The organism is Streptomyces sp. WAC 01529, from assembly GCF_003945545.1.
Lineage (GTDB): Bacteria > Actinomycetota > Actinomycetes > Streptomycetales > Streptomycetaceae > Streptomyces > Streptomyces anatolicus.
In genome coordinates this window covers 2,054,739-2,067,632 of the sequence record NZ_CP029617.1, presented here as the reverse complement: position 1 = coordinate 2,067,632, position 12,894 = coordinate 2,054,739, and the positions used below count along the sequence as shown (strand labels likewise).

The 12,894-nt window shown below is 72.9% G+C and carries 11 protein-coding genes; 3 read left to right on the top strand and 8 right to left on the bottom strand.

Going from position 1 to position 12,894, the window contains the following annotated elements:
• Window positions 1-10: 10 nt before the first annotated feature.
• The 4 genes from DMA15_RS09345 to DMA15_RS09330 all read right to left on the bottom strand — a co-directional run bounded on the left by DMA15_RS09345 (window position 11) and on the right by DMA15_RS09330 (window position 4,515).
• Window positions 11-625: a DUF4126 domain-containing protein gene (locus DMA15_RS09345; RefSeq protein WP_125512313.1), complete on the bottom strand. Its 615-nt coding sequence runs from the start codon at window positions 623-625 to the stop codon at window positions 11-13.
• A gap of 362 nt (window positions 626-987) precedes the next feature.
• On the bottom strand, window positions 988-1,608 hold the full coding sequence (locus tag DMA15_RS09340) for a TetR/AcrR family transcriptional regulator (protein WP_125512312.1): 621 nt from the start codon (window positions 1,606-1,608) through the stop codon (window positions 988-990).
• Window positions 1,609-1,655: 47 nt separating this feature from the next.
• On the bottom strand, window positions 1,656-3,740 hold the full coding sequence (locus tag DMA15_RS09335) for a YhgE/Pip domain-containing protein (protein WP_125512311.1): 2,085 nt from the start codon (window positions 3,738-3,740) through the stop codon (window positions 1,656-1,658).
• A complete protein-coding gene (locus tag DMA15_RS09330) occupies window positions 3,712-4,515 on the bottom strand; it encodes an ATP-binding cassette domain-containing protein (protein ID WP_240659725.1) in 804 nt (267 codons plus the stop codon). Before DMA15_RS09330 ends, DMA15_RS09335 begins: the two co-directional genes overlap by 29 nt.
• 160 nt (window positions 4,516-4,675) lie before the next feature.
• Between DMA15_RS09330 and DMA15_RS09325 the strand changes: the two genes are divergently transcribed.
• From DMA15_RS09325 to DMA15_RS09315, 3 genes are all read left to right on the top strand, one after another.
• Window positions 4,676-5,305, top strand: a complete 630-nt coding sequence (locus DMA15_RS09325; protein WP_125512310.1) for an SAV_6107 family HEPN domain-containing protein — start codon at window positions 4,676-4,678, stop codon at window positions 5,303-5,305.
• Between the two features lie 98 nt (window positions 5,306-5,403).
• Complete coding sequence (locus DMA15_RS09320) at window positions 5,404-6,240, top strand: methyltransferase (protein ID WP_164551713.1); 837 nt, start codon at window positions 5,404-5,406, stop codon at window positions 6,238-6,240.
• Window positions 6,241-6,515: 275 nt separating this feature from the next.
• Window positions 6,516-6,929: a DUF3040 domain-containing protein gene (locus tag DMA15_RS09315; RefSeq protein WP_125512309.1), complete on the top strand. Its 414-nt coding sequence runs from the start codon at window positions 6,516-6,518 to the stop codon at window positions 6,927-6,929.
• A 170-nt stretch (window positions 6,930-7,099) separates the two neighbouring features.
• Here DMA15_RS09315 and DMA15_RS09310 read toward each other — a convergent pair whose 3' ends face one another.
• The 4 genes from DMA15_RS09310 to DMA15_RS09295 form a co-directional block, all read right to left on the bottom strand.
• Entirely contained in the window at window positions 7,100-9,529 is a 2,430-nt protein-coding gene (locus tag DMA15_RS09310; protein WP_125512308.1) for a DUF3488 and transglutaminase-like domain-containing protein, read from the bottom strand.
• Between the two features lie 67 nt (window positions 9,530-9,596).
• Window positions 9,597-10,964 (bottom strand): DUF58 domain-containing protein, encoded by a 1,368-nt coding sequence (locus DMA15_RS09305; protein WP_125512307.1) that lies wholly within the window; start codon window positions 10,962-10,964, stop codon window positions 9,597-9,599.
• Window positions 10,964-11,983 (bottom strand): MoxR family ATPase, encoded by a 1,020-nt coding sequence (locus DMA15_RS09300; RefSeq protein ID WP_125512306.1) that lies wholly within the window; start codon window positions 11,981-11,983, stop codon window positions 10,964-10,966. The genes DMA15_RS09305 and DMA15_RS09300 overlap by 1 nt, the downstream gene beginning before the upstream one ends.
• Window positions 11,984-12,172: 189 nt before the next feature.
• Window positions 12,173-12,730, bottom strand: a complete 558-nt coding sequence (locus DMA15_RS09295) for a carbonic anhydrase (protein WP_125512305.1) — start codon at window positions 12,728-12,730, stop codon at window positions 12,173-12,175.
• Between the last annotated feature and the right edge of the window lie 164 nt (window positions 12,731-12,894).

The window sequence follows — 12,894 nt, the reverse complement described above, 5'->3', positions numbered from 1 at the left end:
GGCCCCGGCCTCAGGGCGGTGGCGGCCCCGTGCGCGCCGCGAGCCGCCTCTCCTCGCGCCGCTGCGCCCTGCGCCGCAGGAACCGGCGGATGCGCGAGACGAGGAAGAACAGCACGAACAGGCCGAGCAGCAGGAGCACCGCCGCGATGATCGCGGCGGCCTCCGGGTAGAACATCGCGAAGGAGATGATCCCGCCGACCCCGAGGTCCTCGGCCGTGCTCATCACGACGTTGCTGAACGGCTCGGGCGAGGTGTTGATCGCCATCCGCGTCCCGGCCTTCACCGCGTGGCTCGCCAGCGCCGTCGACCCGCCGACGGCCCCCGCGGCGAGGTCAGGAAGGGACCCGCTCTGCCCCGCGAGGAGCGCCCCCACCACGGCTCCGGACACCGGCCGGATCACGGTGTGCACCGAGTCCCAGACCGAGTCGACGTACGGGATCTTGTCGGCGACGGCCTCACAGACGAAGAGCACACCGGCGGCGATCAGCACATCCGGCCGCTGAAGCGCCTCGGGGACCTCGTCGCTGATCCCGGTCGCGCCGAAGACGCCGAGCAGCAGGACAACGGCGTACGCGTTGATCCCGCTCGCCCAGCCGCTGGTGAACACCAGGGGGAGTACGGACACGGACGTGATCGTAACCACTCCGGGGCGGGCCGGCCTGGGGATGAGCGCGCACTCCTGAGTACGTGTACCTAGATCGCGAGATGAGTACGCGCGCGGATGGGCCCCCACCTGCGCGGACGGCAGAGTGTGGGGCACGGAGAAGGGCACGGCGCCGGTACCGCCGACACGGGGCGGCGGAACCGCGCCGCGCCCTTGGCCGCTCCTCCCGCCGCGAGGCGGGAGCGAGGTACGGGGGTGACTCGGGGGGCGACCACCCGGGGGGCGAACGGGGGTTCGGGGGGACACGAGGAAAGCGCCGGTCCGGTGCCGCCTGGAGAACAGGGGGCACCGGACCGGCGCCGTCGTGCGCGCTGCCGTGCGCGCTACGCGCGCGTGCCGCTCACCCGGCCCTGCAACAGCCGCGAGAGCGCCGCGTGCACCTCGTCCAGGGAGCGCTGCGGCTGGAAGGCCTGCCAGTCGAGGGCGGCCACAAGCACCATGCCGACGAGCGCGGCGGCCGTCAGTGGGATGTCGATCTCGTCGCTCAGCTCGCCGTTCTCCACGCCCCCGCGCAGGACGTCCTCGACCACGGCGACGGCCTGCTGCCTGACGACCAGGAGGGTGGACTGCCAGGCCCGGTTGGTGCGCCACAGCTCGGCGACGTACAGCTGGGTGAAGGCGGGGTAGCGGTTGATGAAGACGAGACCGGCCCTGATCATCGCGTCCAGGGCGTCGACCTTGCTGCCGCCGCTCTTCTCCGTCGCCTCGGCCGCTTCCTTCAGGGAGGCGGTCAACAGGCCCACGCCGTGCCGCAGCAGCTCTTCGAAGAGGACCGATTTGCTCGCGAAGTTGTAGTAGACGGTGCCCTTCGCGACCCCGGCCCGCTCGGCGATCTCGTCGACCGTCGTGGCGGAGAAACCCTGCTCCGCGATGAGGGTGACGGCCGCCTCGTAGAGCTTCTGCCGGGTGGCCTCGCGGCGGGTGCTGCCTGCACTGCTGTCCATGGTCTTGATTCTCACAGGTCTCGCCGGGCTCCCCGGCCGTGTCGCGCTCACAGGGTCAGCTCCGGGTGCAGCCGGTCCAGGGTCCACACCTGCTTGCGGTGCGCGGAGAGCGCGGTGAGCGCGAGCGCGCCCAGCGTGAACGCCGTCAGGACGGCGCAGGCCTGCCAGACGGGGCCGAGGCCGCCGCCAGTGATCAGCCTCCGGAGGGCGTCGACGACGTGGGTCATCGGCAGGAAGGGGTGGATCGCGCCGAAGAAGCCGGGGCTGGTCTGCACCGGATAGGTGCCGCCCGCCGACGTCAGCTGGAGCATCAGCGCGGCGAGGACGAGGATCCGCCCGGCCGCCCCGAAGCGGGCGTTGAGCCACTGCACGATGGCCGCGAAGCAGGCCGTGACCAGGCAGAGGAAGCCGATCGTGCCGGCCGCCCTGGCCATCTGGAGGCCGAGGCCCCAGTGCAGTACGGACATCAGGGCGGCCGTCTGGAGGACCCCGAGGGCTGCCACTGGCAGCCAGCCCGCCAGCGCGATGCGCCACGCGGAGGCGCCCGCGGCGAGCGCGCGCCGGTTGAGGGGCTGGATCACCATGTACGCCACCATCGCGCCGACCCACAGGGACAGCGGGATGAAGTAGGGCGCGAAGCCCGTGCCGTAGTTGGGCGCCTTGTGCATCGACCGGGAGGCGAGCTGCACGGGGTCGGCCATGACGTCGGTGCGCTCGTCGCGGTCCTTCTTGTCGTAGTCGGGGATCTTCTTGACGCCGTCGTGCAGCCCGCCGGAGAGCTTCGCCGAGCCGTCGGCCAGCTTGAACATGCCGCCCTTGAGGTCGTTCGCGCCCGTCTGCAGCTTGCCGATGCCCGAGTCGAGGTCCTTGGCCCCCGTCTTGGCGGTGCCGAGGCCCGTGTGCAGCTTCCTGGCGCCGTCGGCGACCTTGCCCGCGCCCTTGTCGAGCTGGTTGATCCGGGTGACGGCCTTCTCCAGGTCCTCGTCGAGGTGCGGGGCGCGGTCGGCGAGCGCCTGCGACTTCTTCTGGAGGGTGGCCAGGTGCTTGTCGAGCTTCTTGACGTCGCCCCGCTGGTCCTTGATCAAGGTGTTCATGTCGTCCGCGATGGCCGACACGTTCTCGGCGGCCTTCTTGGCCTCCTTCAACTCGGGGCAGCCGGGGTCGGGCACCGGAGCCTTCTCGCACCGCTTCGTGTAGAGGTCGCCGATGACCTTGGAGCTCTTCTCGGCGTCCTTGGCGGCCCCGGGCGCGAGCCTGACCCAGTCGTCGAGGTTGCGGCGCATCGCCTTGGAGGAGTCGGCGACCAACTGGGCGGTGTCCCCGATGGTCTTGCCGTTGTCCTTCAGGAAGGGCCGCACCTTGTCCGCGGTGCCGTTCACCTTGCCCGCGAGCTTGTGCGTACCGTCCGCGACCCGCCTGGAGCCGTCCTTCAGTTCACCCGCGCCCTTGTGGAGCTTCTTGATGCCCGATGCCAGGTCGCCGCTGCCCTTCTTGGCGTCCCCCAGCCCCTTCGCGAGGTCCTTGGTGCCCTTCTCGGCCTTGCCGATGCCGCCTTCGAGCCGGTCGGCGCCCTCGGCGGCCTTCTGGGTCTTGTCGTGGATGTCGGAGAACGAGATGAAGATCTTGTCGAGGAAGGAGCGCGAGGCTTTGGTCGACGCGGCCCTGCGCACTTCGGAGAAGACCGTCCGCGAGATCTGCCCGACGATGTAGTTGTTGGCGTCGTTCGTACGCACCCGCAGAGCGCCCGTCTCCGGAGACTCCCCCGAACTCGACGCGATGCGCTTGCTGAAGTCCGACGGCATGGTGAGCGACAGGTAGTACGTCCCGTCCTCCACGCCCCGGCGTGCCTCGGCGTCACTCACCTCGTGCCACTCGAAGGTCTTGCTCTCGTGCAGCCCGTCGACGATGGAGTCGCCCGCCTGAAGCTTCTTGCCCTGTGCGGTGGCCCCCTTGTCGTCGTTGACGAGCGCCACGGGGATGCGGTCGAGCCGGCCGTACGGGTCCCAGAAGGAGCACAGGTACAGCGCGCCGTACAGCAGGGGCAGCAGCAGGAGCGCGACGAGCGCGGCGCGTGGCAGCTTCCCCCTGCCGAAGCGCCTCAGCTCAAGTGCGGCCAGCTTCGGCGAGCGCATCCGCCGTCTCCTTGTCGTCGTCGGTGTCGTCGTCGGTGCCGGGCTCTTCCCGCCCGGTCTCCTCGTCCCGGGCGCCGGTGCGCACCACGACCGCGCCCTCGGGCGCCTCACCGCACACCGCCACGACGGTCGTCCCGCGCTCGGTGAGGGACTGCAACAGGCCCCAGGCCTCGGCCCGTTCGCGGTCCGAGAGCTTGAGGTCGGTGTCGTCGACGCCCAGCACGAGCGGCTCGCCGATCAGCGCGAGGGCCACGGAGAGCCGCAGGATCTCGAGCCGCTCCAGGTCGCGCACGGAGGTCCGGCGGCCCTTGGGCAGCGACTCCATGTCGAGCCCGGCGGCGGCCAGCGCGGTGTCGACGCGCAGCCGCGTCTCCTTCCTGCGCTCGTCGCGCGGCCGCAGCAGCCCCCGCAGCGGTCCGCCGAACCGCCGCTCCAGGAGCGCCCGTTCGTGCAGGTGCTCGGCGACGGTCAGGGCCGGGTCGAGATCGGTGACGCCGGGCACGGGCCCGAGCCCGCTGATCCGGCGCACCGCGGCCAACTGCTTGGGCAGCCGGAAGCGCCCCACGCACGCGTGGCCCTCGGTGGCGCGCATACGTCCCGCCAGAGCGAGCAGCAGACAGGTGCGGCCCGACCCCGACGGGCCCTCCAGCGCGATCAGCGACCCGGGCTCGGCGTCGATGTCGATGCCGCGGAACGCCCAGCCCCGCGGCCCCTTGAGCCCGAAGTCCTCGGCGGTGACGGCGGCCGCGTGCACGCCGTCGGTCGATCCGTCCACAGTCCCCCCTGACCTCTCTTCTGTACTGACCAGTCAGTTCAAAAGTAAGCCCGTACCCCCGCCCCAGGCAAAGGGGCAGGTCAGAGCCGATTGTCAGTGCCGTACTCCACGATGGGCACATACGGCCACTGCGCCGTCACACGACGACAGGAGGTTCGTCATGGCCAGCACTTCCGCAGCAGCCGCGCACCGGCACCACGCCGTGCGCCCCGCACCCTCACTGGCCGGCCCGGCGAGCGATGTCCACCCCGTCCTGCGCCGCGCGACCGCCCCGCCCGCCGCCCTCGAACTGCTCGCCCAGGCCCGCGCCGGAATCGACGAGGCCGCCCGCCTGGACGCTCCGAACGAGCGCTATGCCACCGCCCACCTCGCCGCCCTGCGCACCGCCGCCGCCGTGCTGGCCGCGCGCGGGCGGCCCGAGACGAGCCCGCGCCGCAGGCAGCGCATCCGCAGCGCCTGGGAAGTCCTGCCCGAGATAGCCCCCGAACTGACCGAGTGGAGCGCCCTGTTCGCCTCCGGCGCCGCCCGCAGGGCCCGCGCCGAGGCGGGCATCCGGGGCGCCGCCACCGCCCGCGACGCCGACGACCTGCTCCGTGACGTGGCGATGTTCCTGCGCCTGGTCGAGCGGACGCTGGTGCTCCAGCCCGTGCTGCCCCAGCCGAGGCAGGAGCGGCCGGACGGGGAACAGGCGCGGCCGGACGGGGAACAGGCGCGGCCGGGCGGGGGAGAGGCGCGGCCGGACGGGGGAGGTGAGCGCCCGGGCCGGGGAGAAGCGCCGGACGCGCTCTGACCGGCGCGTCCACGCCCTGGGACGGACGTCCGGGGCACCGCGCGGCAGGCAATAGGGTGGGGACGATCGCAACCCCACGCGCCGAGGAGTCAACTGCCGTGTCGGACCCGATGCGCCCGCCCGTCTCCCACCACCGCCCGCACACGGCGTCGGTGCGCTCCGACCCTTCCCGCCCCCGCGCCTCGCTCCGTACCGCCGTGGTCTGGGACGTCCTGAAGGATGCCCTGGACCGCCGCGCCGAGGTCACGGGGCGGGAGTCGCGCCCCGCGCTGGACGTACTCGACACCGGAGGCGGCAGCGGCAACTTCGCGGTGCCCGTCGCCGCCCTCGGCCACCGCGTCACGGTCGTCGACCCCAGCCCGAACGCCCTGTTCGCGCTGGAGCGCAGGGCCGCCGAGGCCGGTGTCGCCGAGCGGGTGCGCGGAGTCCAGGGCGATGTGCTCGGCCTCTTCGACGTGGTCGAGCGCGGCGGCTTCGACGCCGTCCTGTGCCACGGCGTCCTGGAGTACGTGGACGACCCGGCCGAGGGCGTGCGCCTGGCCGTCGACGCGCTGCGGCCCTCCGGCGTGCTCAGCCTGCTCGGCGCGGGCCTCGGCGGGGCCGTCATCGCGCGCGCCCTCGCCGGCCACTTCAAGGAGGCGCAGACGGCGCTCGCCGACCCGGCGGGCCGCTGGGGCGCGGGCGACCCCGTGCCGCGCCGCTTCACCGCCGAGCAGCTCACCGAGCTGGTCGAGGCCGCAGGCGTGCGGGTGGACGCGGTGCACGGCGTGCGGGTCTTCGCCGACCTGGTCCCCGGCGTCCTCGTGGACACCGAGCCGGGTGCCATGGAGGCCCTCCTCCAGCTGGAGGCCGCCGCCGCCGAACTGCCCGCCTTCCACTCCGTCGCCACCCAGCTGCACGTGCTCGGTGAGGCGCGCGGTACCGGCGAGGCCTGAGGTTCGGCTGGGGCTGCCCTGCTGATCAGCGACGCAGCCGCAGATGGAGTACGCCACAGGCCCCCCGAACGGGCTACAGGCGCCGTATGATCGAGGGACACCGTCCTGCATGACGGTCCGGCCGCTGGGGAATGCACGCTCTAGTGAGCCGGAGCGATGTGAAGGTCCGGTTTGGCGAAGTTGGCGCAGAGGGGCGGGTTTCACGGGGGCGATTCCCTGCCTATCCTGAAGGGGACCCCCAGTCGCCCCGGCGACTGCACGATGAGGAGGACTCCGTGCCGCTCTCGGAGCACGAGCAGCGCATGCTCGAGCAGATGGAGCGAGCGCTGTACGCCGAAGATCCCAAGTTCGCGACAGCGCTTGAGGGCAGCGGGCTGCGTACGTACACCCGGAAGCGGGTCTACCAAGCGGTCGTCGGCTTCCTGGTGGGCATCGCCCTTCTCATGGCCGGAATGGTCGCCCAGCAGATCTGGATCAGCGTGGTGGGATTCCTCGTCATGCTGGGCTGTGCGGTGCTTGCCGTCACCGGTTGGCGCAAGGCGCCGAAGCCGGGCGAACAGCCCACGGGCGCGGCCGCCGCGCAGGGTGGGCCCCAGGCCCGTCGGCAGACGCGACAGCGCCGTTCCGTCATGGACCGCATCGAGCAGCGGTGGCAGCGCCGCCGCGACGAACAGCAGGGTGGTCAGTAGCCCGGCCCCCGCAAGGCCGACCCAGCAGAAGTGAGTGTGCGTGAGGGGTGACCGCCGGTCGGCGGTCACCCCTCACGTGCGTCCGGGCGAAGGCGCGGCGCCTTGGCCCTGGCGTCTCAAGCCTCCCGGCCGCCTCAAGCCTCCCGGCCCCAGGCCGAAGGCCCGCCCCCTCACCCCTCCTGCGAAGCCCGCCGCGGCAGCCTCCGGGTCAGTGCCGTCCACCGCTTGGCGACCCGCTCGCTCCAGCGTGCGCCGAACGCCGTCCAGCGGTCCGAGACCGCCCACACCACCCGTGCGGCCGAACGCGGCGCGAGCGTCGCCCGCAGCCGCGCGGACCGGGTCGACGTGGCGCGCAGCCCCTCGCTCACCCGCCGCACGTCCTCGGAGAGCCCGGTCGCGGGAAGCCGCGGATTCGGCGCGTAAAGCACCTGCTCCACGGCGGTCGCCACCCGATGGACGGCCTCCGCGGGACCCGTCGGCAACTGCCCGATGCGCACGATCCGCGCGGCGGCCTTCCGGGGGGTCTGTGACTCGTCCGGCTCAATGCCGTGGTCCCAGGCCGTATCCGTCACTTCCAGCCAGGCGGCGAGCGTCCGCGCCGCGGCGTCCGCGGGCGCACGCCCCCCGGAACCCAGCCGCGCCGCGTGGACCCGGGCCCGCCACAGCAGCGGCAGCAGCGGCACCGTGATCACGAGCAGCGCCGCGAGGGCCACCAGAACGATCGTCCCGAGGGGCGGCCCGCCACCGCTCGAACCGGCCGCGACCTGCGGGGCGGCACTCGCGCACCCGCCCTGCCTGCGCATGTCCGGCGGGCAGCTGTCGGACGCCGAAGGCGCCGCGGACGGCTCCGCCGAGCGGGAGGGCTCGGGGGTGTCCGGGTCGCCCGCGTCACCGGAGGGGACATCGGAGCGGGTGTACTCGGGGGCCGTGCCGCGGTTCGGGGTCGGCTCGAAACGGGTCCAGCCCACGCCTTCGAAGTACAGCTCGGGCCACGCGTGCGCGTCCCGCAGCCCCACCGACATCGTGCCGTCGGCCTGCGCGGAGCCCGGCGTGAAACCGACCGCGACGCGCGCCGGTATGCCCAGGGTCCGCGCCATCGAGGCCATCGCGAAGGAGAAGTGGACGCAGAAGCCCTCCTTCTGCCGCAGGAACTTCTCGATCGCGGCGGGACCGCTGCCCGCCCGCACCTGGGTGTTGTACGTGAAGCCGCCGTCCGACGCGAAGTAGTCCTGGAGCTTGACCGCCTGCTCGTAGGGGTTCGCCGAGCCCTTGGTGACCCGCCGGGCCGTGTCCGCGACCATCTGCGGCAGGGAGTCCGGCACCTTGGTGAACTCGCGTCGCAGAGCGGCGGGGGGCTCGGCCGCGGTGGCCAGCTGCTCGGCCGTGGGCTCCAGGACCAGGCTCTTGACCTGGTACTCGGCGCCGCGCGTGGTCTGCCCCCGGTCGCCGACGAGCGCGCGGCCCACCGGCTCGTACCGCCAGCGGCCGCCGATCTCGACCTGGCTCGCGGGGAACGGCATGGGCAGCCAGTTCTGCGCGTAGTCGCCGTCGGCCGTGATGTTGGTCTGGATCTCGGTCCTGCGGACGTCGGGCAGCAGTCCCTGGGGCTCGGGAAGCGGTGACGGCACGTCCTCGATGCCGCGGACGGTGGTCTTCCAGGTGGTGCCGTCGAACTGGTCGAGCGAGACGATCCGCAGATACAGCTCGTCGGTCCGCTCCGCGTTCGTGCGGTACGAGAGGACCTCGCGGTCCTCCGGCTGGTTCAGGCTGTCCTGAAGCGCGACCAGGGGGTTCACGGCGGAGATCGTCCCGCCGCCGCCCGAGCCGCTGCCGCCGGGACCGTCGGAGCCGCCCAGCAGACCCCCGTCCAGGGCCGGCAGCGCGAGCGGCACCACCAGGGCGACACCCAGCGCGAAGGCGCCGATCCGCCGCCCCGTGCGGACCGGGGCGATCACTCCGGTGTTGCTCTCCAGGCCTCCGGAGACCCGCCCCGGAGCGCGCGCCGCGCCGCCGAACACCCGGCCCCACTGCGCGATCCGGTCCCGCCCCTCCGCGAGGAGCAGCAGCAGATACCCGGCGGCGGCCAGCAGGAACCACAGCCATCCCGCGCCGTCCCCGGAGAGCCCCGCCGCGACCGAGTACAGCGCGAGCAGCGGCAGGCCCGCGGGGGCCGCCGTACGGAACGTCACCGCCAGCGCGTCCACCGCGAGGCCGATCACCAGGACGCCGCCGACCAGCATCAGCCGGATGCCGTCGCTCAGCGGCGCCGGGATCGCGTACCGCCCGACGTCCTCGCCGCCCGCCTCCAGGAGCATCCCGAAGCGCCGGAACACGTCGGGGCCCGGCAGGAGCCCCGCGAGGGCCTGCTCGCGGGCGAAGACCAGGGTGAGCATGAGCAGCGTCACCAGCGCCTGCGCCGCCACGGTGAGCGGCCTGGCGAGCGGCACCCGCCGGGCCAGCGCGCCCACCCCGCTCTGCACCGCCAGCAGGATCACCGCCTGGAGGAACCACGTCGCCGGATCGACGAGCGGCAGCAGCGCGCCCGAGGCCATCAGCGTCGCCGTGGTGGCACACAGCGCGAGCCGCGCGCGTCCACTCATGACCGTCCCCCCACTGTCGTACGCGTCCGCACGCGCGGCCCCCGGCCCTCGTGCCCAGCCCCGGTCGTCATGCCCAGCCCCCGGTCGTCGTCCCCGCGGCGGGCGCGGGGCCCGCACTGGCGCGGGCATGGTCCGCCTGCCGCCACAGCTCCGTCAGGCTCGCGCCCGCGGGCGTGGCGAGGGCCGTCCAGCCCGCCGCGCGCAGCATCTCCACCCGCGCGTCACCGGCGGCGGACGGCGCCGCCCCCGGGCCCCGCGCCCAGGCCTCGCCGTCCAGGACGAAGGCGACCGCGGAGCCGCTGCGCTGGCGCATCTTGGCGACCACCGCCGCCTGCTCCTCGTCGAGGTCGCCGAGGAAGGCGACGAGAAGGCCCTCGTTGCCCCCGCGCAGGACGTCGTACGCGCGCGAGAGCCCGGCCTCCTCGGAGTGGTCGATCACCGCGAGGGTGTCCATCATCAGCCCGGCCGCGTCCGCCGACTCCTGGCTCGCGCCCGCGAAGCCGTCGGAGCCCTCGCCCGGCACGGAGGTGCCCGTGTCGGTCAACAGCCTCACCGAGAAGCCCCGTTCGAGCATGTGTACCAGGGTGGAGGCCGCGCCCGAGACCGCCCACTCGAAGGCCGAGTCGGGTCCCGCGCCCCGGAAGCCGACGCCCCGGGTGTCCAGGAGGACCGTGCAGCGGGCCCGCTGCGGCTGCTCCTCGCGGCGGACCATCAGCTCGCCGTAGCGCGCGGTGGAGCGCCAGTGCACCCGGCGCAGGTCGTCGCCGTGGCGGTAGCCGCGCGGGATGACGTCGTCCTCACCGGCGAGCGCCAGTGAGCGGTTGCGCCCGTCGCCGTACCCCTTGGCCTCGCCCGTGAGCCGCACCGGCGGCAGTGCCTCCACGCGCGGGATGACGGTCAGGGTGTCGTACGTCGAGAAGGAGCGGGTCAGTTCGCACATCCCGAAGGGGTCCGCCAGGCGCAGTTGCAGCGGCCCGAGCGGATAGCGGCCGCGCAGGTCGGAGCGGACGCGGTAGGACACCTCGCGGCGCCCGCCCGCCTCGACGCGGTCGAGGACGAAGCGGGGCCGGGGCCCGAGGACGTAGGGCACCCGGTCCTGGAGCATCAGCAGGCCGGTGGGGAGCCGGGAGACGTTGTCCATGCGCAGATGGACGCGGGCCTCCGAACCGGCCGGCACGCGCGCGGGGGAGAGCCTCCGGCTGCCCGCGACGCGGTAGCGGGTGCGGAAGAGGACGGCGGCGCAGACCAGCGGCAGCACGGCGAGCAGCAGCCCGACGCGCAGCAGGTCGCTCTGGCCGAGGACGTAGGCACAGATGGCGGCCGCGACACCGGCCGCGAGGAAGGAGCGCCCGCGGGTGGTCAGGCCCGCGAGAGCCGTGCGCACCCCGCCCTTGTCGTCCTCGGCGGTGCCCGCCGGCCTCCCCCCGGCCGTCATCACAGCCTCCGTGCGCCGGGCGGCTGCTGGGCGAAGAAACCGCCGCCCGGCTGGGCGGCGGCGGGGACCGGGGTGTGCTGCAGGATCTCGAGGACCACCGACTCGGCCGTACGCCGGTTCAGCTGGGCCTGCGCGGTGGGCAGCAGGCGGTGCGCGAGGACCGCGACGGCCAGGGCCTGCACATCGTCCGGCAGGGCGAACTCCCGGCCGCTGAGCGCCGCGGAGGCCTTGGCCGCGCGCAGCAGATGCAGCGTCGCGCGCGGGGAGGCCCCGAGTCTCAGGTCCGGGTGGTTGCGGGTGGCGCCGACGAGGTCGACCGCGTACCGCCGCACGGCCTCGGCGACGTGGACCGTGCGGACCGCGTCGATGAGCTTCACGATGTCGTGCGCGTGCGCCACCGGCTGGAGGTCGTCCAGGGGCGAGACGCCACCGTGCACGTCGAGCATCTGCAACTCGGCCTCCGGGCCCGGATAGCCGATCGAGACGCGCGCCATGAAACGGTCGCGCTGCGCCTCGGGCAGGGGATAGGTCCCCTCCATCTCCACGGGGTTCTGCGTGGCGACCACCATGAACGGGCTGGGCAGTTCGTACGTCTGCCCGTCGATGGTGACCTGGCGCTCCTCCATGGACTCCAGGAGCGCGGACTGCGTCTTCGGAGAGGCGCGGTTGATCTCGTCGCCGATCACGATCTGCGCGAAGATCGCCCCCGGCTTGAACTCGAAGTCCCTGCGCTGCTGGTCGAAGATGGACACCCCGGTGATGTCCGACGGCAGCAGGTCCGGCGTGAACTGGATCCGCCGCACCGAGCAGTCGATGGACCGCGCCAGTGCCTTGGCGAGCATGGTCTTGCCCACGCCCGGCACATCCTCGATGAGCAGATGGCCCTCGGCGAGGAGCACGGTCAGCGAAAGCCGTACGACCTCCGGCTTGCCCTCGATCACACCCTCCACCGACCTGCGGACACGCTCCGCTGTGGTGGTCAGATCTGTGAGGCTCGCTCGATCGTCATAGGTCGTCACCCGGCCCTCCTCGGCCCGTTCTCCGGGCCGCCCCTCGTGTGTGCGGCCCGGTCCACCCCGAATTCACCGGCACCACGCGTAGATGGTCCGCGTGATGCCACCCCCGCATTGTTGTTGGGCATGGCGGGTCGTGTCACTCGCCTGTGGATAACTGGCGGCGATTTGTCGGGTCTTACGACCTTTTGTCAGTCACGCAGGGTCGATCTCCCGCAGCAGTCCCGTCGTCACGTCGAACACGAATCCGCGGATGTCATCGGTGTGCAGCAGGAACGGCGAGGTCCGCACGCGCTGCATCGACTGGCGTACGTCCTGGTCGACATCGCGGAAGGACTCCACCGCCCACGTCGGCCGCTGCCCGACCTCCTTCTCCAGGTCCTGCCGGAACTCCTCGGTGAGGGACTCCAGGCCGCAGCCGGTGTGGTGGATGAGGACCACGCTGCGGGTGCCGAGCGCGCGCTGGCTGATGGTCAGGGAGCGGATCACGTCGTCGGTGACCACGCCGCCCGCGTTGCGGATGGTGTGGCAGTCGCCCAGCCGCAGGCCGAGCGCGCCGTGCAGGTCGAGGCGGGCGTCCATGCAGGCGACGACGGCGACGCCGAGCACGGGACGGGCGTCCATGCCGGGGTCGGTGAAGTCGGCGGCGTACCGCGCGTTCGCCTCGACCAGACGTTCGATGACGGGGCCGGCGGCTGACTCGCCGATCGGCTCTGCGGGGGAGTGGCCCGAAGGGGATGCGGAAGTCGACATGGTTCAGACGTTAGTGGTCACTGATCGACATGGCCCGCCGTGAGAAGGGACAAAGATCGCCAAAAACTCTTGTTGTGAGGTACTCCACAGGGGTGTGGGGCGGCGGCCGAACGGGTGGCTCCGGCCGATTCATGCCTCTCTTCGGACCGGCCCGCGACGCGCAG